At 50.9% G+C, this 20,073-nt stretch carries 18 protein-coding genes; 9 read left to right on the forward strand and 9 right to left on the reverse strand.

The genetic code is table 11. From position 1 onward, the window contains the following. Positions 1–3: 3 nt before the first annotated feature. Positions 4–1,392: a tRNA uridine-5-carboxymethylaminomethyl(34) synthesis GTPase MnmE gene (gene mnmE, locus ACZ52Z_RS19340; RefSeq protein WP_464268409.1), complete on the forward strand. Its 1,389-nt coding sequence runs from the start codon at positions 4–6 to the stop codon at positions 1,390–1,392. Positions 1,393–1,397: 5 nt separating this feature from the next. Here the strand turns inward: mnmE and ACZ52Z_RS19345 are convergent, their stop codons facing one another. From ACZ52Z_RS19345 to cmoA, 5 genes are all read right to left on the reverse strand, one after another. After that, entirely contained in the window at positions 1,398–1,856 is a 459-nt protein-coding gene (locus ACZ52Z_RS19345; protein WP_464268410.1) for a bactofilin family protein, read from the reverse strand. Positions 1,857–1,869: 13 nt separating this feature from the next. Continuing rightward, positions 1,870–2,784 (reverse strand): peptidoglycan DD-metalloendopeptidase family protein, encoded by a 915-nt coding sequence (locus ACZ52Z_RS19350; RefSeq protein WP_464268411.1) that lies wholly within the window; start codon positions 2,782–2,784, stop codon positions 1,870–1,872. Between the two features lie 287 nt (positions 2,785–3,071). Continuing rightward, positions 3,072–3,620 (reverse strand): hypothetical protein, encoded by a 549-nt coding sequence (locus ACZ52Z_RS19355; RefSeq protein WP_464270828.1) that lies wholly within the window; start codon positions 3,618–3,620, stop codon positions 3,072–3,074. 83 nt (positions 3,621–3,703) lie between these two features. Then, entirely contained in the window at positions 3,704–4,666 is a 963-nt protein-coding gene (gene cmoB / locus ACZ52Z_RS19360) for a tRNA 5-methoxyuridine(34)/uridine 5-oxyacetic acid(34) synthase CmoB (RefSeq protein ID WP_464268412.1), read from the reverse strand. Beyond that, positions 4,663–5,388 (reverse strand): carboxy-S-adenosyl-L-methionine synthase CmoA, encoded by a 726-nt coding sequence (gene cmoA / locus ACZ52Z_RS19365; protein WP_464268413.1) that lies wholly within the window; start codon positions 5,386–5,388, stop codon positions 4,663–4,665. The genes cmoB and cmoA overlap by 4 nt, the downstream gene beginning before the upstream one ends. A 122-nt stretch (positions 5,389–5,510) precedes the next feature. Here cmoA and ACZ52Z_RS19370 point away from each other — a divergent pair, with 122 nt between their 5' ends. Beyond that, a complete protein-coding gene (locus tag ACZ52Z_RS19370; RefSeq protein ID WP_464268414.1) occupies positions 5,511–6,044 on the forward strand; it encodes a hypothetical protein in 534 nt (177 codons plus the stop codon). Between the two features lie 382 nt (positions 6,045–6,426). Next, entirely contained in the window at positions 6,427–6,801 is a 375-nt protein-coding gene (locus tag ACZ52Z_RS19375; protein ID WP_464268415.1) for a PDC sensor domain-containing protein, read from the forward strand. A 33-nt stretch (positions 6,802–6,834) separates the two neighbouring features. On the opposite strand, the gene ACZ52Z_RS19380 is transcribed toward ACZ52Z_RS19375, so the two are convergent. Then, positions 6,835–8,334, reverse strand: a complete 1,500-nt coding sequence (locus tag ACZ52Z_RS19380) for a sensor domain-containing diguanylate cyclase (protein WP_464268416.1) — start codon at positions 8,332–8,334, stop codon at positions 6,835–6,837. Positions 8,335–8,576: 242 nt separating this feature from the next. On the opposite strand from ACZ52Z_RS19380, the gene ACZ52Z_RS19385 reads away from it, so the two are divergent. The 4 genes from ACZ52Z_RS19385 (at position 8,577) to ACZ52Z_RS19400 (ending at position 11,488) form a co-directional block, all read left to right on the forward strand. Further along, positions 8,577–8,762, forward strand: coding sequence for a tautomerase family protein (locus ACZ52Z_RS19385; RefSeq protein WP_464268417.1), 186 nt, complete (start codon positions 8,577–8,579; stop codon positions 8,760–8,762). Positions 8,763–8,767: 5 nt separating this feature from the next. After that, positions 8,768–10,786: an NAD-dependent DNA ligase LigA gene (gene ligA, locus ACZ52Z_RS19390; RefSeq protein WP_464268418.1), complete on the forward strand. Its 2,019-nt coding sequence runs from the start codon at positions 8,768–8,770 to the stop codon at positions 10,784–10,786. Positions 10,787–10,803: 17 nt separating this feature from the next. Further along, positions 10,804–11,070, forward strand: coding sequence for an acylphosphatase (locus tag ACZ52Z_RS19395; RefSeq protein WP_464270829.1), 267 nt, complete (start codon positions 10,804–10,806; stop codon positions 11,068–11,070). A 106-nt stretch (positions 11,071–11,176) separates the two neighbouring features. Next, a complete protein-coding gene (locus tag ACZ52Z_RS19400) occupies positions 11,177–11,488 on the forward strand; it encodes a hypothetical protein (RefSeq protein ID WP_464268419.1) in 312 nt (103 codons plus the stop codon). A gap of 84 nt (positions 11,489–11,572) precedes the next feature. Here the strand turns inward: ACZ52Z_RS19400 and ACZ52Z_RS19405 are convergent, their stop codons facing one another. Further along, a complete protein-coding gene (locus ACZ52Z_RS19405) occupies positions 11,573–11,893 on the reverse strand; it encodes a TusE/DsrC/DsvC family sulfur relay protein (RefSeq protein WP_464268420.1) in 321 nt (106 codons plus the stop codon). 251 nt (positions 11,894–12,144) lie between these two features. Between ACZ52Z_RS19405 and ACZ52Z_RS19410 the strand changes: the two genes are divergently transcribed. Then, positions 12,145–14,019, forward strand: coding sequence for a SurA N-terminal domain-containing protein (locus tag ACZ52Z_RS19410; RefSeq protein ID WP_464268421.1), 1,875 nt, complete (start codon positions 12,145–12,147; stop codon positions 14,017–14,019). 306 nt (positions 14,020–14,325) lie between these two features. Beyond that, the gene (locus ACZ52Z_RS19415) at positions 14,326–18,486 is read left to right on the forward strand and encodes a DEAD/DEAH box helicase (protein ID WP_464268422.1); all 4,161 of its coding nucleotides are present in this window, start codon (positions 14,326–14,328) and stop codon (positions 18,484–18,486) included. A 38-nt stretch (positions 18,487–18,524) separates the two neighbouring features. Here ACZ52Z_RS19415 and recO read toward each other — a convergent pair whose 3' ends face one another. Continuing rightward, entirely contained in the window at positions 18,525–19,283 is a 759-nt protein-coding gene (gene recO / locus ACZ52Z_RS19420) for a DNA repair protein RecO (RefSeq protein ID WP_464268423.1), read from the reverse strand. After that, positions 19,280–20,065, reverse strand: coding sequence for a helix-turn-helix domain-containing protein (locus tag ACZ52Z_RS19425; RefSeq protein WP_464268424.1), 786 nt, complete (start codon positions 20,063–20,065; stop codon positions 19,280–19,282). Before ACZ52Z_RS19425 ends, recO begins: the two co-directional genes overlap by 4 nt. Between the last annotated feature and the right edge of the window lie 8 nt (positions 20,066–20,073).

Consider the following 20,073-nt stretch of genomic DNA (forward strand, 5'->3'; position numbering starts at 1 on the left):
TTGATGGGGTATCACCGTTCAACCGATACCATTGCAGCTATCGCTACTCCGCCTGGAACCGGTGGAATAGGCATCATTCGCATTTCTGGTCCATTCGCGTTGTCGATATTGCAGCGGGTTTTCACGGCCAAGTACCCGACGCCTCACTTTGAAAGCCATCGGATGTACTACGGCACCATTCGTGATCATGAGGGGCAGTTGCTTGACGAGGGGCTGGCGGTGTTCATGAAAGGTCCTGCCACCTATACCGTTGAAGATGTCGTCGAACTGCAGTGCCACGGTTCCTATCTGTTGCTGCAGCGGATACTGCAATTGGTTTTCCGCTGTGGGGCTCGACCTGCCGAGGCGGGAGAGTTTACGAAAAGGGCATTTCTCGGAGGTCGTATTGACCTGGCACAGGCAGAAGCGGTAATTGATCTGCTTCAGGCACAAACCGGTCAGGGGGTATCCTTGGCCGTAAATCAGCTGCAAGGGGAACTGAGCAGCCAAGTTGAAGGCATCCGTAAAGAGTTGGTAGGTATCCTTGCCCTGCTTGAGGTGGCCATTGACTTCCCCGATGATGATATCGAAGAATTCGATACTGAGCAGATCAATGTCCAGTTGGAGAATCAGGTGCTCGCGCCGCTCCGCCGGCTGATCAATGCGGCAAATCGAGGCAAAGTCATTCGCGAAGGGGTCAGTGTTGTCATCGCAGGCCGCCCCAACGTGGGGAAATCAAGCCTGCTCAACACCCTTTTGCGCGAAGATCGTGCATTGGTCACTTCCCTGCCAGGAACCACCAGAGATACCATCGAAGAAACTATCGCCATACGCGGAATCCCCGTCCACCTTGTGGACACCGCTGGTATTCGCGCTCACAATGATGTTGTCGAGGAGCTGGGAATGGAAAGGGCCTGGCAGAAAATGCAGTCAGCTGATCTCATTCTCTTTCTGGTCGATGCCTCTGAAGCGTTGACTGATCGCGATGAGCAATTGTATACCAGTATTCAGCAAATTCCGCATATTGTCGTCCTAAATAAGACCGATACGAGTCCTCCTTCGTCCCTGTCAGCACTTACCAGCCGTTTTTCCACCAGTACTCGCGTGATGATCTCAGCCAAGGAACAGCGCGGTATTCGTGAACTGGAGGAAGCTATCTTTTCTCAGGTAACCGGCGGGGGGAAGATTGAAGAGGTTGGGCTTTGCGCTCCAAACCTAAGACACCTGACAGCCTTGGACAAGACCGTTGAGGCATGCGTCCGCCTGCAGCAGGCCATTACCGCAGCCGCTCCATGTGACCTGTTGGCTGTTGAAACCCAGGATGCGCTTGACTTCCTGGGTGATATTGTTGGCCTGACAACACCGGATGATGTACTTGATACCATTTTTAACGAGTTCTGTATCGGCAAGTAACGCAACTACTTTTTCTTGATAGGCTCTTTGTCGGGCGACTGCAGCGTTGCGGCGGAAGTCTTGTCAGGCGTAGAAGGTAGTTTGTCCGCAGCACTGATCTCTCCGATAAGCACGGCTCCCGGCTCCACCGTCAAGCTGGTTGCAGTGAGCTTGCCTTTGATCCAGGCCGTCTGGTGGACGGTCACGTTAGCAGCGTGAATATTGCCTTCTATCCTTCCGTGACAGACCAGTGTTTGTAGCTGGGCGTCTCCCTTGATACTACCGGCGTTACTCAGGATAAGGTATTCCCCGTTTATGTTGCCTTCAAGTTGACCATCGATTCGGGCTTTGCCCTTAAACGCGATCTCACCGGTGACCTGCATATCTTTAGCAATGATTGAGGAGATGGCCTCTTTTGCCAGTGAGTTTTTTTTCGCTGGTGTCTGTGTACCGGTGCTGTTTTCTTTTTTGGTAAAGAGAGCCATGGTCCGACTGTTGTTAGCGTTGAAAGGTGGTTGAGAGGCCGGCAACTTTGACGTACTGCATGGGATTGATGGGTTTGCCGTGAAGGTGGATTTCATAGTGGAGGTGTGAGCCGGTGCTTCTTCCGCTACTGCCCACCAATCCGATAGTCATGCCCCGCTGTACCTCGGCTCCCCGTTTTACAAGTCGCTTGCTCAAGTGGGCAAAAAGAGTTTTGTAGCCATTATGGTGGTCAATCACAATGTAATGCCCCCAGCCTTTTGAATAGGTAGACACCTTAACGGTTCCAGCAGCGGTGGCATGAATTTTATCGCTGGTGCGGCCTTTAAAATCAAGACCTTCATGAAAGGCCTTTCGTTTGTTCAACGGATCTCTACGGGGGCCGAAAGGTGAAGTGACTTTTGTCGGCAGCGGTCTGCCAAAAGGCGTCTTTTCAAGAATGCGCAGATATCGATCGGTCTGCAGCAGCAGCTGTTTCCCATGGGAGGGCTCATTCGCGGCAATAAATGGACCACCGCTATGGGCCGGATCCTCCTCGATAATCACCTCAACACCTATGCTGTCCATAATGGAGTCAATAGCCTGTGATCGCTCTTCCAGCTTGGTGACACTTTGTTCAATCTGTTGACGATATTGACGTAAAAGGTTGTTTTTCTCCTGGAGTTCGCTGAGCAGCTGGGCATGATTTTTAGTTTTGGATTGGAGCCCTTCCTCGGTGGATTTGATCTGGTGCCGCAGCGTAAGCACCTCTTGGGTAAGTTGGGTGTTGGCAAGATGGGATCGTACTCCCAAAAAGGTGCCTAGAGCTGAACAAAGGATGACCGCCCCGGTAACGAGCAACACCGTACGCAGTGTTCGTTGCTCTATAACGAATGAACGACTTGTTCCACTCTCTCCTGTAACCAGAAAATGTAGTTTTTTCTTCTGCATATCGTTTACAGTGGTCAGTAGATACGGCGAGGCTTTTCCGAGACATACCTTTCACGGTCTACAGCTGGATGGAAAGCTACCTGCCGTTGATGACAAATAGAAGCTTGGTGCAGGGGCAATCTGAAGGAGTCCCCTGCGCAGTTTAGCCATTATCGTACTTCATCCGTATACCCGGTAAGCGCACGAAATGCAAGGTAAAGAGCCTTGGAGGGGCGTACGCCCTCTTGATAGCATTGGTTGCCTGCCTCAAGAGGGCGCGGAAAGCATGTTGGGGAAACAGCGGTTGGTTATTTGCCGTAACTGTCGGCAAACAGTTTGGTTATGGCTTCCAGACCTTCGTCGCTGAGGTACCGGGTTCCTGATCCGACAAACGTGTTGTATTTAATAGTAGGAGTGTCTTCATGCCAGGCATTTTCCTGCCAGGTGAACCACTGTTTTTTCTCCTGGTCAAACACATGCAGGGGACGATTAAAGAGCTTTGCCAGTTCTACTGCCCACCCAGTACCGCCTTTTACAGAATTATCGTCAAGGATGGTGCCGATAACAAATATTTGGTGTCCTTTATTGACCATGTGAAAGATGACCTGCAGCACCTTGCGAATTTTTTCGGTCTCATAGTAGGTACGGTTCATCATCCTGGAAGCGATCTCCATGCTGATATCGCCTCGTTGCAATTCCTCTTCACTGAGCATCTGGGTATTGCGATCACGATTAAGCCGATGCCCTTCAAAGGTGAAAACCACCTCATTGAGTCCGAATTTTTCAGCTTGCTCTCCAAAAGCTGACTCGGCGCCTTTTAAGCCGCCATGATACAGGGTGCACTCACTTGCATTCATCATATATCACCTTATTCCTTAGGTAAAAATTGACGGTTTGTGCCTGCCCGCGCCTGCATTGCAACCCGGGCGACAATACCGATTTATTTTTTAGCTTTGAAAAAAACACGATGCGGAGCAGGATACCCCTCTATAGTAAGCGCGGGGTTGTGCTTGTCAATAAAATCTTCGTATGATTCAAAGGTCATCCATTCGGTTTTTCTTTGTTCCCGGCTGCTCATGGGGTGGTCGCAGAAGAGGGCAACCTCTTTGAACCCCGTTCGTTTCAGCCAGTTGGCCAGGCAGGAGGCTGTGGGTACAAACCAGGTGCCGGGCGCCTTGGCATATGTACTTTCTGGAAACAGGGCCATTGATTCCTCCCCTGGGATAGCCTGGGATTCAACAATGAGGATACCGTCTTGATGGAGTGCCTGATGGATATCGCGCAGGGCAGCGATGGGGGAGGGCCGATGGTAAAGAATTCCCAAGCAGAAGATAACATCAAAACTGTCAGGAAAAAGAGGCAGGTGTTCGATCCCGAGCAACTCCACGTGTAGGTTGGAGTGCTGTGCAAAGCTGTTCAAGGTCTGAAAAGTGAAATAGTGATGGACGTAGGGTTCGAACCCCAGAACCAGGGCTGGTGTAAATTCAGCCATGCGAAACATGTAATATCCATTATTGCAGCCAATGTCTGCTATCACTTTTCCGTTCAGGTCGGGAAGAAATGGAATGATCCGGTTCCATTTCCGTTCACTGCGCCACTCTGCATCGATATGGATTCCAAAGACCGAAAACGGTCCTTTCCTCCAGGGCATCAGATTCTGCAGACATTTTTCCACTCTTTCAAGCTCATCGGCGGAAAGGTCCTCCCGGGAACCGATCGTTACTACATCCTTGACAATGGCGCATTGTGATGCACGCAGATGGCCCACGAGGTCCAGCGGTTCGCGGTAACGACGAAACCCCTTTTTAGGCAGGGCAAGCCATCGCTGTTTTTGTTCGACAAGGGGGAGAAGCTGTGCCAGGTCGGCATGGGGAAAAAAATGCGCGTAGTTGTCACTATTCATTGCTTGATTGCCACAAAAGAACTGAAGTTGAACCATTTAAAGAAGATCTCGACGGTTGAAAATCCAGCCCTTTCAAAAAGTTGCATGTTTTCTTGAACGGAAAATGGAATGAGGACATTCTCCAATGCTTCTCGTTTGGCAGCAATTTCAAGGTCAGAATATCCCTGGTTTTTCTTGAACGCATGATAGATAGAGATAAAATCACGGTTTAATTGAGCGGCATGAGAGATAGTTTTTTCGCTGACAATCAGCACCCCGTTGCTGGGAAGGTCACGATAAATACGGTCGATGAGTCCCTGCCTGGCCAATGGACGGAGAAACTGCAGGGTGTAGTTGCAGATGACAGCCTTTGCCGATGAAAGGGTGCACGCAGTGATATCCTCTTGTTGAAAAGTGATATCCGAAGCATGGGCTAAGCGAGAGCACTTTTTCCGTGCTTTGTCGAGCATCGCCTGGGCATTGTCAATACCAATGAACCGAATCTTCCGCCCCTGCAGTCGGTGATGCAGCGCAAGGAGGGTGGTTCCGGTGGAGCAACCGAGATCAACTACCGTCTCTTGCGGGGCAAGGTGCCGCGCCAGAAGATCGGCCGTGGCATTTATGACTGCGCTGTAAAAGGGGATGGAACGATTGACCATGTCGTCGAAGACATCGGCCACTTCCTGGTTGAAGGTAAAATCCTTCTCTATTTTTCCACTGGAGAAAAGCTTGTCCTGCTGCATTGGAAATTGAGTGGTAAGTGTCCTGATGTTAGGCGGTTAGGAAAAGAATCTTGATCTCTTACGGTGCAAAAAGTATAAACTCGGCAAGTAAGCAGCTTCTATCTACCATAGCGGAGGTAAATATGAACATGAAAAATATGGCAAATGTCCTGCTCTGTTTGTTTCTTGGCATTGCTGCAGCCATCGGTTTGGTTGCACTGAGCGAAGGTTTGACCCCAAAAGGTTTGTTTGTTCAGGAGATTAGCGACATTGAGGCGGGGGCAGTCGACCCCGAAAACCAGGTTGTGCTCCTGGAGTATGACCTGGAGCGTAAGCCCCGACAAATGGTGCAAGCACATTTTGTGATCCAGAATGGGGCGGAGACGGCGATCAAAAACATCCAGGTGGTGTGTGATATGTATGATCTGGAACAACGGTACAGGGATCGGGATAGGTGGTTGCTGACCGGTATGGTGCCTGTCGGCGAACAGCGTATATTTGCGTCAGTCGAGAGGCGATTTATCCATACCCGAGCTGCTCGCCTTCACTGTACGGTTGTCGGGTACGATCGGGTTGCCGCTTTTGAAAAAGCAGGAGACCACGATCACCCTTCTCAAGGCGATCACCAGGAGCCGAAGTCCAGTAATGGCCACAGTAGAGATGAAGATAATGGGTAGCAGGGAAAGGTGGTTCAAGTGATAAATAGGTGTTTGATGTCTCCTGTGGGCGACATCGGCAGGCGGCAAACTGTTATGGAAAGGAAAGGGCTTCAGGGAGACGGCAGGGTTGAAAAGGGAAAAGCGTCTCTTTAGTGCAACAGGTGATTGGTTTGGTACCGTGGTGGAACAGCAACAAGGTCGTCCAGTGGGTCGGGTTGGGTGCTTTTTATATTTACAATTAAGGGGTTAGGTGGTTTTGAATGTTAGTTTTTTGATTGGCATGAAATGTGCTTAGAAAAGATCGCGGCAGTGTGAGGGGAAGTGGTGTGTATTATTCATCTGCCGCAGACGGTTTTTACATTGGGTAAAAACCAACTATTCACCTATAAGGAGGAGAATAATGAAGCGTCTGTTTTTTGTAGTGGCAATTGTTGCAATGGCTTGTTTTTCTACCCAGCTGTTCGCCGGCGATAAAGCGGCTATCTCAAAAAATGTTGACGAGGTCGTCGCCGCCATCGATGGAGGCAAGGATCCCGCCAGTTTTGCTGCTGATGCCTACACTCCCTATGTGTTTATCATGGAAAAAGATGGAATGCTTCTTGTTCATCCGAGTCTTGCCGGAAAGGACTTGAAAACAGAGGCTATGGCTATTTATGAGGCGTTGCAGGCTGCATCAGCCGAGGGCGTCTGGTTGAAGTATGAGTGGAAAGGGAAAGAAAAGAACACCTACGCTAAAGCCACAACAAATAATCTTATTGTCGCTAGCGGTTACTGAGCCGGCGAGAGGCATGAGATAAAGAGGATGTACTTACAGCCGCAGTCGGTCCGTCTCCTGGTCTGACTGCGGCTGTTTTTCGTGATCCGCCGGTTCCGCGCGGTTTCTTCCATTTTCCTTCGCTCGATAGAGTGCCTGGTCTGCTCGAAGCAAAAGGGCATGTTGATCTTCGGGTTGCTGCCATTGGGCAACTCCGAGACTTATCTCCACCTGCATGGGCGTGCCGTCATAATAAATGATAGTCTCAGCGATGGATGCTCGAAGTTTTTCAGCCAGCAGCATGCCACCTTCCAGAGAGCAGTCTTTGAGGAGAAGCAGAAACTCTTCTCCGCCCCATCGACAGAGGCTGTCAGATTTACGAATCATCTCTGATGCAGTTGCCGCGACGCTGACCAAAGCGGCATCCCCCGCCGCATGACCAAAACGATCGTTTATTTCTTTGAACCTGTCAATATCAAAAAGAATAATGGTTAAAGGCTGGTTATTGCGTTCGGCTTCACCAAGTGCTGTGGTGAAAAAGTATTCAAACGCATGACGGTTGATTAATTGGGTCAGCTTGTCGGTGGTTGCCATGGCTTCCAGTTTCCTCTGGTAAAGCCTGATGGTAGAAGAAATGAGCAGCAGGATGATCAGCGTGATGCCAATACTCAGTAGAATGTTCTGGAACAGGGTGAGGCGAATGCGCGACAGAGTAGCTGCCAGCGGTTGTTCGACGTGGAGAGTCCAATTGAGTTCGGGGATATACCGGGTATTGAGCAGATAGGTTTGCCCGTCGCGTTTATAGGTAAGCGACAGGGACTCCTTCGCTGGCCGGCCTGAAAGCGACGTCCACAGGGGCTCTATGGTGCTGATTGAAGAAAAGGGTAAAGGGTGCTGTGCGCTGGAGAGGGTGATGTTCCCTTCGATATCGGAAAAATAGATGGTTCGTTGGTATTTTTCGGCGTAGATGTCGAGCAGTTTCTGCACTGATGTGACCGTCAGGCCGCAGCCGGTCGCTCCGATATATTCACCCTTGTAATCAAACACCCGGTAATTGATAAAAATTGTCAGGTTGTCCTTATTGGCCATATCCGGATCAAGGTTGATTTCATATGGCCGGTCTATGGCGCGCACTCGAAAGTACCATTGGTCAAGAGGGTCCGTGGGAGAGACGGTTTTGAGGATTCCGCCGTAATAATAGTACCTGCGGCTATCATCAGAGACGAAAAAACTGCTTACCGTTCCGTATTGTTGTTTGATTTCTGTAAGATATTTGGTGAGTTGACTGGTTTGCAATTCTCCGTCCAGTACCCAGTCTCTGAGAAAGGTATCTGAAGCCATCATTGAGGCGATAAAAACCAGACGAACGATGTCTTTTTGGATTTCAGAATAAATGTTATCACTGGTCAGGGGGAGGATGTCCTCGCGTATTTCCCGTTGAAAAGCACGGGCGGCGGAAAAGTAGCTTATCAGGCTGGTGGTGCTGAAGCCGATGAGGAGAAGAATCCCGATCAGGGCAATCAGTCGACGTTTGTCCGAAATTCGTAAAGGCATGGTCTGTTGAGGTGTCGGCGATGGGGAAACGTTGGGCAATTACTTTCGGACCGGTGAAATAAAAAAGAGGAACCGTTTGTTATGGGTGCTGCTCAGGCTGTCCGTCGCGGGTAAGGACTGCATGCAATATGGTACCATATCCTGATCGACGAAAAAGGAAAATTTTGCTAAGAAGCACTATGCTGTCGACGTCCGGCCGGATGTCGGGTGATTTAAAGTATTGAGACAAAAAGGAGTTCATTATGCCATACGTTAGCATACGAGTAGCCGGAACCTTGTCCAAGGAGCAAAAGCGCAAGATAGCCAAAGGCGTTACCGACGTCATTTCCGAGGTGGCGGAGAAGCCCAAAGAGGCGGTCCTTATTTTTATCGATGAGGAGAGTCGGGACAACATTGCCAAGGCCGGAGTGCTGGTAGGGGACATGTAGATTCAATGGGAGAGGACATAAAAAAACGTATCCATGCGCTGCGGGAAAAGCTGCATGAGCATGGGTATCGGTATTACGTCCTGGACGACCCGATAATTCCTGATAGCGCTTATGACAATCTTTTCCAGGAATTGCTGCGTCTGGAGGCCGCATATCCTGAATTCGCATCGCCCGACTCGCCAACCCAGCGGGTTGGCGGTTCTCCGCTGAAAGAATTTACGACTGCGGCCCATCAGTACCCCATGCTGAGTCTGGATAATATTTTTGATCCGGCAGGGATGGTTGAGTTTGAAGAGCGCTTGCAGCGTTTTCTGATGAGTGAGGCCCCCGTGGGGTATGTGACTGAACCCAAACTGGACGGTCTGGCAGTGGAGCTGGTCTACGAGAACGGGGTACTGCGCACAGGTTCGACACGTGGCGATGGTCTTATAGGGGAAAATATTACTGCTCAGCTGAAAACTATTCAGGCCATTCCACTGCGCCTAGATCCGCCTAATGATCTTCCGGTACCCTCCGAGCTTGTTGTTCGGGGTGAGGTGTTTATGTCGAAAAAAGGCTTTTTGCAGCTGAATCAGCAGCGGCAGGAGCAAGGGCTGCAACTGTTTGCCAACCCCAGGAATGCGGCTGCGGGTTCTCTGCGCCAACTGGACCCGAAAGTCACTGCCTCACGTCCGCTGCAGTTTGCTGCCTATGGCGTGGGGAATGCAGATCATCTTCCGTGCCACAGTCAGTTTCGCTTACTGGATTACCTTGCCAGGCTGGGGTTTACCGTCAGCCCTCTGATTCATCAATGCCCCGATTACCCAGCGGTTGTGCAGCAGTATGAGCAATTGCAGGCCGCTCGCCATACCCTTGACTACGAAATTGACGGTATGGTGATCAAGGTGGACCAGTTTGCCAAACAGCAACGACTTGGAAATACCGCCAGAGCGCCACGATGGGCTGTTGCCTGGAAGTTTCCTGCTGTCCAGGCGACAACGGTTATCGAGCGTGTCGATTTCCAGGTCGGGCGGACCGGCGCCGTAACCCCGGTTGCCCGGTTACGCCCCGTTGAGGTCGATGGGGTTGTGGTGCAGCGTGCTACCTTGCATAACCGGGATGAAATTGTCCGTAAGGACCTTCGGGTGCTCGACACGGTGTTGATTCAGCGCGCAGGAGATGTGATTCCTGAGGTGGTGAAGGTCGTGGAGGAATATCGCGATGGAACTGAACGGGCTATTGAATTTCCTTCTCGTTGTCCAGCCTGTGGAGAACCACTTGTGCAACTGGAAGGGGAAGCGGTCATTCGTTGTACAAATATCGATTGTCCGGCCCAGCGGGTGCAGCATTTAATATATTTTTGCGGTAAAAGTGGGCTCGACATTGACGGTTTGGGGAAAAAATATGTTGAGCAGTTGTACACTGTCGGCTTGCTCCAGGATATCGGTGATATATATTTATTAAGCAAAGAGCAGCTGGTATCCCTTGAAGGATGGGGGGAAAAACGGGCCGAAAGCGTGCTGAGGGCGATAGGCCGTGCACGAACGCCGCGCTTCAATGTTTTTCTCAGGGCATTGGGGATTCGATTCGTGGGAGAAGTCACTGCTGACCTGCTGGCGGAACATTACCATAGCCTTGGCGATCTCATCGAGGCCCCAATGGATGAGCTGATGGATATTGAAGGGGTGGGCCCTCAGGTGGCGGCTTCGCTGTTTGCTCACCTTCGCTCACCGGCCTTTAGAAATTTACTGCTCAAGCTTGAGCAGGTGGGATGTACCATTCAATATGCAGACAGCGAACAGCAGCCTTTGAGTGACCGGGTGTTTCTCTTTACCGGGGCTTTGCGCAGTATGTCAAGAAATGAGGCCAAACAGGTTGTGAAGGCACAGGGCGGCAGGGTGGTATCAGCCATGAGCGCGAAAGTCACGGATGTGGTCGCCGGGGAGAATGCTGGGAATAAGCTGAAAAAAGCCGATGAACGTGGCGTCGCAATAATGGACGAAAAGGCCTTTGCACGGCTGATTGCACAGGAGGGAGATGCATAGCGATGACGACTCGACGCATGCACGTAATCATCTATGGTCTCGTACAGGGTGTTTTTTTTAGGGAGACCGTTCGAAAAGAGGCAGTGCACAATGGTCTTAGCGGATGGATTAAGAACTGCCGGGACGGCAGTGTCGAAGCTGTCCTAGAGGGAAGTGCAACGCAGGTAGGAGAGATGTTGGTTTGGCTTCATCATGGCGTTTCCCTGGCCCGAGTGGACAAGGTTACATGCTGGGAGGAGGAGCCGCTGAGGGAGAGGACAGGTTTTTCGATCCGATTTGATTAGTGGAGGCGGTTGTAGGCAGAACTGGCATGATGTATTTGCCACAGAAGCGGCCTTTATAGTGAGGACGAGTATATTCTAATGACCACGGGTGAATGGGAGGGAGGTATTGGCAACGCCTGTTGGCAGCAGCCATTCTACCGGCAGTGGGAAAACACATGTGAAGATAATGAAAAAAGTGCAGATCCCTTTAGGCGAACCAGCGGGCAGGGTTGTTTGCGATGTCTGCGGGAATAAAACGGATTTTGTGGAGGTAGCGGAAAATGTTCTTGTTACGACCCGCTATACCCAGAATACCGACGGCTCATTTACTCCTGAAGAAAATGATACCGAGGTCTTTGGCGAGGTGAAACTGCTGTGCGGCAAGTGCGGTGAAGACCTGACACGATATCATGCCCATTTTCTTGAGATGTCTTTTTAAACGGCGGGAAGAAAGGGAAGGAACAAAAAAAGGGTTGCCGTCAAGGCAACCCTTTTTTCGTCTATTCGACAGGTGGTGCGATAATTACACGCAACCGGTCGGCTTCGGCAGACCTGCCATTTTACAGGCGCCTTTACCTGGTCCTGACGGGAACAGTTCGTAGATCCGCTTCAGGGGAAAACCGGTAGTCTTGGAAAGAATACGTACCATGGGAGCGATACCGTTTTTCTTGTAGTATTCCTGCAGAGCATCGATAACTTTCTGATGTTCGTCAGTAATTTCAGGAATCCCTTCAACGCCTTTAACGTAGTCTACCCAGTTTTCATCCCAGTCTTCAGCGCCTTTCAGCAGGAAGCCGTCTTCGTCTACCTCGTAGGATTTGCCATTGTGCTCGATTTGTGCCATGTGTTCCTCCTTGGCCTTGTGATTGATATGAGTGAGAAGTTGAATCTAAAGTCTAAAAATCACCAGATTCTTACTATAGGGGGTTGTGTTTGTCAAGAAAAGGTCTTTGTTTTTTTGAGTGAATGGTCAATCATTTTTGTTCGCCGCCAGCTGTGCATTTTTCACTGGTAAGTTACAGGAAAATTGAACATAATGGGCCTTTTCCCCGAGAAAATATACTGTATTGGTGTCGCTGAAGGAGAAGATGTACCATGTTGAATATTCTACGAAAAAGAGCCCAGTCCTTTGTTATCCAGGCAATTGTTGTCCTGATTGCGGTGGTCTTTGTCTTTTGGGGTGTGGGCAGCAACCTCAATAATAACAGGAATGCTGCTGCTGTTGTGAATGATGTAGAGATCCCTTTCCAGGAGTTTCAGCAGAGTTATGATCGAACCGTTGACGTTTATCGCCAGCAGTTTGGCGGGCAGGTGCCTGAGGGCTTTTTCGAAAACTTGGGGGTGAAGAATCAGGTGCTTAATCAGCTTATTGAGGCAGAGCTGCTGCGCCAGGGTGCTGAGGATATTGGAGTGATGATCAGCAAGGAGGAAACGCAGCGACGGATTCAGGAAATGCCGGTCTTCCAGGAGGAGGGACAGTTTCTCATGTCCAGGTACAAAGATGTCCTGAGTCAGAACCGCATGACTCCCACCTCTTTTGAAGCCGGCTTGCAGAGCGATATGATGACCGGAAAGATTGTAGATCTTATCGGAACTTTTGCCGATGTGCCGACAACCGAGGTGCAGGCATGGGTTGATTTCAGCAACACCGAATTGAAAATTGCCTACCAGCGCTTCACGGCCGATGAGTTTGCGGACAAGGTCGAGGTGGTAGAAAGTGACCTGACACAATGGTATGGCGAGCATCAGCAGGACTATATGACTGATCCGCTGGTCAGCCTGCAGTACCTGTATTTCCCTTTTGCTGCTGACCTCGACCAGGTGGAGGTTGATGAGGAGCAGGTCAGGAAATACTATGAGGATAATCAGGCCGCATATACCACAGCAGAGCAGCGCAGAGCCCGCCATATTTTGTTGAAGGTAAACGAATCCGATTCCCCCGCGACTCAGGAGGAAAAAAGAAATCAGGCTGAACATGTGCTTCAGCTACTGCGTGAAGGCGGTGATTTTGCTGCCCTTGCTGCTGAATATTCCCAAGGGCCTACCAAGGATTCAGGTGGTGATCTGGGATTTTTTGCACGTGGAAGCATGGTACCGGCCTTTGAAGAGGCGGTTTTTGCCATGCAGCCGGGTGAGCTCGCTGGACCGATTAAAACCTCCTTTGGCTATCACCTGGTTCGCCTGGAGGCGGTGAAGCCTGCGGTCGTTCAGACATTGGATGAGGTCCGCAGCGAAATCGTCGAACAGCTCAAGCAAGAAAAAGTCAAGGCTATCACTTTTCAGAGAGTATCCGAGGCCTATGAGAATATTATCCTTGCCGGTAGTCTGGCAAAATATATTGAGCAGGGCGGTGCTGCAGTGCAAGAGACCGGCTATTTTTCCCGGCGTCAGCCTCCGGATGCCCTCTCTCAAGCTGACCAGCTGCTGGATGTTGTTTTCGGGCTGAGCAAGGGCGAATTAAGCTCGCTTGTTGAGGTGAATGACGGATACGCCATTGCCTATGTGGTTGACAGAAAGGCCCCTGAAGTTCCGTTGTTGGAGAATGTACGCGAGCGAGTTGTTGCTGCTTTTCAGCAGGAAAAGCGTATGGAGTTGGCCCGTGAGGCTGCGGAAAAAGCCCTTGCCGGAGCGCGCGCTGCCGGTGGACTACAGGAAGGCGAGGGCGTACAAGAGTCAGCCTTCCTGAAAAGGGGAAGCACAGGAAATGCAGTGCCGCAGCCGGTCATTGAGGCTGCATTTGCCCTGCAAGGCAACAACCCCTTGGCCGAAGAGGTCGTGGCTAGCGGTAATGCATTGTATATTTTTGAGGTGCGCGAGCGTCGCAAGGATGTCGGCGCTGTCAGCAAAGAGCAGAAACAGCAGTTGGCAGACCAGCTGTTGAACAGACAGCAAAACACCCTTGTGGCTGGCTGGGTGAATAGGCTTCGCTCTGAAGCAACGATTTGGATAAATGAACAGTTGCTCCAATGAGCGGGTGGAGGGATGGCCTGATACCCCCTTGTTCAGCTTACTTGAGAAGGACAATAAGCATTGCCCCACGCAGCAATATGTTCAACAATCATAACGATAAGTCGAGAAAATGCATGTGGTGAGTATTCGTGCCGCCTCTAAAAAGCCTTGTTTGGACACTGCTGAATGAAAGCAACGCGTATTGCATTTTCATTTGACTGGTTCACCCCGGCAGGAACTCCTGGCCGGGGTGTTTTTTTATTTTTTATTTGACCGGGATTGGTACACGCACCGTCGACCTTTTCGCAACCTGTAAGGTATATATGTATGCCCGAAACCAACCTTGAGAAGACTGTTCTCGACGCGATGGAAGAACTTTCATATCTGGAAAAACTGCTTTTGCAGATGGTCTCTATCATCTATGAACCAGTATCCAAAACCTTTTTGGGTAAATGTATTGTCCGCGCCAAAGTTACCTCTCCTGATAAAAAGCGGCCCGGGAAAGAGGAAGTCAATGCTGCCATTAAAGAGCTGCAGCGTAAGGGGTACCTCAATGCGAAAAACCAATGTGATCCTGTAGCAGCCGAGCAGCTCAGTCGCCTGGCGGTTAGGGAAAAGCGGTATGCAGCGCTGGCAGCTTTGGTCGAGAAAGAGGCGCCGGTTTCCTATCTTTACGGCAAGCAGTCGACCCGGTGCTGGCGAGCGCTTCGCCAGTTCCGTATTGGTGTTTATCTTCAGGATTTCGAGAGGATAGATGAGGCGTTGGCCTTTATTCAGCGGGAGTGCGCCGGGAAATTGCCCCCTGATCCGCCGGCAGTTATTGTCGCTGCCCGCGCTTTTGATCCGGAATGGTTGAAAACTTTACCCGGATCTATGCAGTTTTATCTGCTGGAAGAAGTGGTACGCCATTCGTTGGAGAGCCTGGAGCATTTTCCCGAAGTACTTGCCTACCTTGAACATGAGGTGGAGCTGTCAGTTTCCAGTATCGAGATGGTCCCGTTCCATCGTTTGTTGGCAAATTATTATCTGCTGCAAGGACGATTTGATGATTTGCACAAGTTAATTGATCAGCACAACGATTCTTTTCAGGGGTCGGGGTTTGCTGGCAGCCTTGTCTTTCTATGCGGTGATATCAACGAGGCATTGACCCTGTTTGAACAAGATCGGCTTCGTCTACAGGAATACGCCGGTGATGAGCCTACCTTTTTCTTCGGTATAACCGGCCTTTTTTGTATTTTTGCCCTGCTGGCAAGGGGGGGAGAGGAAGATAGACAGGCAATACAGGAGGCTGTCGCAGTCATCCTCAAGCGTTGCCAGGGGTGTCCTGAAGAGATCCCTTTCCGTTTTTTGGAAACAGTTATACGGGCTCCAGAGGGAACATTACCTGACATGATGGCGCTTACCGAAAGGTTGGCAGCTGACGAGCGGAGCCTGACTACTCTGGTGGCGGTATTGTCCCTGTATTGGATTGGCGTTGAAATTCCTGAGGAATTTCAAGTCGCTCTGCATGCTCTGTACGAGCAGGCACACGCCAATACTTTTGACTGGTTGGCCATGGAAACCGCAGAGTTGCTTGCCACTGTCGGCCAGGGGAACGAGGAGAAGAGAGCGGTCGCCGATACCATAGCCGGAAAATTACAGTGTCGGTTTCTCACCCATATCATTACCCCCCAGGTTTCCTGGAAGCAGAGCCTGCAGGAATTGATCAGGATTACACGAAAGGTGGGAGCGCCTGAACGCACGACGCGTCTTGCCTGGTTCGTTCGTCATGAACCCAATACCTTGGTACTCCAACCTAAAGAGCAAAGAAGAACCAGTTCCGGCGGATGGACCAAAGGGCGTGCTGTTGCCCTCAATCGCCTGATGCATACCAAGGACTTCGAGTATCTAACCGGCCAGGATCGGCAGGTTTGCGAAACGATTCGTCAAGTTGGTGATGCCGCAGGCAGGAACGGAGGATGCGATTTTGATTATGAAAAGGCGCTTCCTTTGTTGATCGGACATCCGCACGTTTTTTTGGAATCTCCTCAGCGTACCCCGGTGGAGCTGGTTGCCGGAGAACCCGAGCTCATCGTTGAGCAAAAGGGGGAGACCCTGTTTATTCATTTTTCCCAAGATATAGGTGAGGGGAATGTGGCAGTGTGGCAGGAGACTCCAACCAGGTTCCGGGTCATTAAAATCAGAGAAGAACATCGAGAGGTTGCGCAAATAACCGGGAAGAACGGATTGCATGTTCCCATAGCCGCCAGCCAGCAGGTACTTGATGCCATAGGCAACATTGCCTCGTTTATGACCGTTCACTCTTCTATTGAAATGATTGGTGATGGAGAGCAGGCGGAACTGGTGGAGAGTGATCCAACCATTCATATTCATATCATACCCTATGGGAGCGGTTTCCGGTTGGAGATGTTCGTCCGTCCTTTTTCCAAAGGAGGTCCTTACCTGAAACCGGGTGCCGGAGTCTCCAATCTTATGGCGGAAATACATGGTAAGCGCCTGCAAACTCGACGGAATTTGCGATTGGAAGAGCAGAAGGCCAGAGAGATTGAAGAGAGTTGCCCTATGCTGGACCTGGCCATTGATCTGGAGCAGGAGGATCAGCGAGAATGGCATCTTTTTGATCCAGAGGAGTGTTTGCAGGCATTGCTGGAAATCGAGCAGATACGAGATCGGGTGGTCCTCGAATGGCCGGAAGGAGAACGGATCGCCATTCGCCGGCAGATAAGCGTCAACCAGCTCAACCTCAATATCCGAACCAGCCAGCAGGACTGGTTTGCCCTGTCCGGGCAATTGCAGATAGATCAAGACGAGGTGATCAGCCTCAAAACGCTGTTGGAGAAGGTGAGTGAGGCAAAGAGTCGATTTATTCCCATGGGCGATGGGCAGTTCCTCGCGTTGACACAGGAATTCCGCAATCGGCTGGAGGAGCTGATTCTCTTTGGCAATAAGGAGTTTGCCGGAGAGGACGAAGTGGCTGTACATCCGTTGGCTGCTATCGCCCTTGATGAATTTACGCAACAGGCCAATACCACTGCCGACGATGGCTGGCAACGGCAGATCCAAGCAATTGCAGATGCCCAGGAAACAGTCCCGAAAGTACCGTCCACCCTGAAGGCAGAGTTGCGCGACTATCAGCAGGAAGGGTTTCTCTGGATGAGCCGTTTGGCCGGTCTGGGGGTTGGTGCGTGCTTGGCGGATGATATGGGCCTGGGAAAGACCCTCCAGGCGATTACCGTCATTCTCAGTCTTGCCGACCGGGGACCGACCCTGGTTGTGGCTCCCACTTCCGTGTGTATGAACTGGGAGGCAGAGGTGAATAAATTTGCCCCCACCTTTACCATTCACCAGTTCGTTGGACAGAATCGATCCGACACCATAGAAAATCTGGGCAAGTTCGACCTGCTGATTACCAGCTATACCTTGCTTCAGCAGGAGATAGAGCTCCTGGAAAAGGTGCAGTGGCAGTCGGTGGTTCTTGACGAAGCCCAGGCCATTAAAAATGCGGCCACCAAGCGCTCACGTGCGGCCATGCGGCTCAAGGCTCGTTTCCGCTTGATCACCACCGGTACCCCTATTGAGAATCATTTGGGAGAGTTGTGGAATCTTTTCAGCTTTATCAATCGTGGGCTGCTCGGTACCTACAAACAGTTTAATGCCCGTTTCGGTATTCCGATTGAAAAGTACCATGACCGGGATGCGCGTCGTTCACTGAAGAAACTCATCCGGCCATTCATGCTGCGTCGCATCAAATCGCAGGTCCTCGACGAACTGCCGCCCCGAACAGAGATTACCTTGCGAGTGGAAATGCAGCCCGAGGAGCTGCAGTTTTATGAGGCGTTGCGGCAGCAGGCAATCGAGAATATAGAAGGCAGTGCAGAAAAAAATGGACGACACCTTCGGATCCTGGCAGAGATTATGCGCCTGCGCAGGGCATGCTGTAACCCCAAACTGATCAACGAGAATGTGGACATCCCTTCAACCAAACTGAAAGTTTTTCAGGACGTGATCGAAGAGTTGCTTGGTGGGAGACACAAGGCGTTGGTATTCAGTCAATTTACCGGTCACCTGGCCTTAATCCGTGCCTTTCTCGATGATCAGAACATTGCGTATAAATATCTGGACGGAACCACCCCTGCCAAAGAACGTCAACGGCAGGTGGACAGTTTTCAGGCAGGCGAGGGGGACCTTTTCCTGATCAGCCTCAAGGCAGGCGGGCTTGGGTTGAACCTGACCGCGGCGGATTATGTTATCCATATGGATCCATGGTGGAATCCGGCAGTGGAGGACCAGGCGGCAGACCGGGCCCACAGGATCGGTCAGAAACGGCCGGTAACCGTCTATCGGTTAGTTACCGCCAATACCATTGAAGAGAAGATTGTACGGTTGCACCAGGAAAAACGGGATCTGGCCAATTCCCTGCTTGAAGGGGCGGATGTCAGCGCTCGGATCAGTGCTGAAGAGCTGTTGGAGTTGATTCGGAGTACTTGAATTTGACCGCAGTAGCTGGAGGCAATGGTTCGGTCGTTCTACGCTGCGGAGGAGAGCAGGTTTTTCCACGAGTGATTGTCTTGCTGCAGGAGGGCGCAGGAGTACCAGTGGAGGGCCTGCAGCGTTTCCCTTGCAGAGGTGTCTGAGAGTTGCAGGCGGCTGAGATGGTGTACATGTACTCCCTGGGCCTTTTCCAAAAATTTAAGCGTCTGCAGGGAAAGATTTCGCGTGGGCAGCCTGGAGCTCGTCCGGCATCGGTTGCAGCGCAGTGCTCCCATCGAAGGATCCATGGTATAGGTGAAAGGTGCGGAAACCGGCTGGAGACATTGGCCACAGTACCCGAGTTCCGGGCGATAGCCGGTTATGCCGAGGAGTCGGATGTGGAACAGGGCGGCTGTTTTCAGGCAGCGGTCTCCGCCCTCCAAAGAAGTGAAGGCCCAGTCGAGTAAGGCAAACAGTTCGCGCTCAGGATCTCCCTCTTTGGTGAACTGTAGCACCAGTTCACACAGATACATTGCACTGGCGTAACGGCGATACGATTGTCGGAGGGTAAGGTGGGCTTCTTCAAGTTCAGCATCAGTGAGAAAAAGCAGGGAACTGGTACGGGATGCTCGATAATGAACGCGTATACGTGAAAAGGGTTCCAATTTGTTGACAAACCTTTTCTTGCTGCGTTTGGCACCTTTTGCCATACCGGTGATTTTTCCCAGTTCACTGCTGAAAAGCGTTATCAGTCTGTCCGATTCACCATGATCAGTTGTTTTCAGTACCAGGCACCTTGTGCTGTTGGTGTTCATTGGCTACGCGGTGTATGATGCAACTCCAGTTGAAAAGCTCCTGTATGTTCCTCAGGAAAAGGCAAGGGTTGCCCGTTGAGGGTTAATTGCGCACTGGCAGGTTCCGAAAATCGCAGCAACAGGCGCCCTGTTGCGCGCCATTGCACTTGCCTGTTGTTGGTGTATTCCTGGTGGAGGGTAGGTTGGTCGTCAATGGTTACTTCCACCGATGCATTCTGGACAAACCTGGCCTGCAGCAGGATGTGATTGCCCTCTATAATTTTCAATTCCGGCATGGGAGCATCATCAAATACCGCCATGACGGAAGAGGTGAGGTCTTTGGTGGTATCCGTAAAAAAGGTGAATGGATTCCATGAGGTATAGAGACTGAAAGCGGTAAAGGAAAGGATGATCAATACCAACAGTAAAGCTGCAACCGTTGCTGATGGGATATGCGAAGGTTCTGCGAGTTTTTTGGGGGCCAGCGAGTGGTCGCCATATGCTTTGTGGGAGGAACGGTGCGATTTTGTGCTGGTACCGCGTTCGGCAATAAACCGGTGCGCTGCGAGTTGACCGTCAATGCCGAGGAAATTTCCATAGAGGGTGATGAGTCCCCTGGTAAAGGTGTCTGCCGGCAGCTTGGAAAAATCGTGCTCCTCAATGGCCTTGAGGTTGGCAACGGATATTTTGGTGGCAGCAAAAACATCTTCAACGCTTAACCCCTTTTCTTCTCTCAGGTGTTTTAGGTGGCTGCCAACGACTTTCTGTTCGCCTGGTTGGTTGCTATTTTCTTTCACACGCATGGTATCAG

Source organism: Desulfogranum aggregans (genome assembly GCF_055398265.1).

What these genes read in the sequence shown, in the direction of transcription:
- mnmE (WP_464268409.1), top strand. Translation starts at nt 4, where the DNA reads ATGGGGTATCACCGTTCAACCGATACCATTGCAGCTATCGCTACTCCG.
- ACZ52Z_RS19345 (WP_464268410.1), bottom strand. Translation starts at nt 1,856, where the DNA reads ATGGCTCTCTTTACCAAAAAAGAAAACAGCACCGGTACACAGACACCA.
- ACZ52Z_RS19350 (WP_464268411.1), bottom strand. Translation starts at nt 2,784, where the DNA reads ATGCAGAAGAAAAAACTACATTTTCTGGTTACAGGAGAGAGTGGAACA.
- ACZ52Z_RS19355 (WP_464270828.1), bottom strand. Translation starts at nt 3,620, where the DNA reads ATGAATGCAAGTGAGTGCACCCTGTATCATGGCGGCTTAAAAGGCGCC.
- cmoB (WP_464268412.1), bottom strand. Translation starts at nt 4,666, where the DNA reads ATGAATAGTGACAACTACGCGCATTTTTTTCCCCATGCCGACCTGGCA.
- cmoA (WP_464268413.1), bottom strand. Translation starts at nt 5,388, where the DNA reads ATGCAGCAGGACAAGCTTTTCTCCAGTGGAAAAATAGAGAAGGATTTT.
- ACZ52Z_RS19370 (WP_464268414.1), top strand. Translation starts at nt 5,511, where the DNA reads ATGAACATGAAAAATATGGCAAATGTCCTGCTCTGTTTGTTTCTTGGC.
- ACZ52Z_RS19375 (WP_464268415.1), top strand. Translation starts at nt 6,427, where the DNA reads ATGAAGCGTCTGTTTTTTGTAGTGGCAATTGTTGCAATGGCTTGTTTT.
- ACZ52Z_RS19380 (WP_464268416.1), bottom strand. Translation starts at nt 8,334, where the DNA reads ATGCCTTTACGAATTTCGGACAAACGTCGACTGATTGCCCTGATCGGG.
- ACZ52Z_RS19385 (WP_464268417.1), top strand. Translation starts at nt 8,577, where the DNA reads ATGCCATACGTTAGCATACGAGTAGCCGGAACCTTGTCCAAGGAGCAA.
- ligA (WP_464268418.1), top strand. Translation starts at nt 8,768, where the DNA reads ATGGGAGAGGACATAAAAAAACGTATCCATGCGCTGCGGGAAAAGCTG.
- ACZ52Z_RS19395 (WP_464270829.1), top strand. Translation starts at nt 10,804, where the DNA reads ATGCACGTAATCATCTATGGTCTCGTACAGGGTGTTTTTTTTAGGGAG.
- ACZ52Z_RS19405 (WP_464268420.1), bottom strand. Translation starts at nt 11,893, where the DNA reads ATGGCACAAATCGAGCACAATGGCAAATCCTACGAGGTAGACGAAGAC.
- ACZ52Z_RS19410 (WP_464268421.1), top strand. Translation starts at nt 12,145, where the DNA reads ATGTTGAATATTCTACGAAAAAGAGCCCAGTCCTTTGTTATCCAGGCA.
- ACZ52Z_RS19415 (WP_464268422.1), top strand. Translation starts at nt 14,326, where the DNA reads ATGCCCGAAACCAACCTTGAGAAGACTGTTCTCGACGCGATGGAAGAA.
- recO (WP_464268423.1), bottom strand. Translation starts at nt 19,283, where the DNA reads ATGAACACCAACAGCACAAGGTGCCTGGTACTGAAAACAACTGATCAT.
- ACZ52Z_RS19425 (WP_464268424.1), bottom strand. Translation starts at nt 20,065, where the DNA reads ATGCGTGTGAAAGAAAATAGCAACCAACCAGGCGAACAGAAAGTCGTT.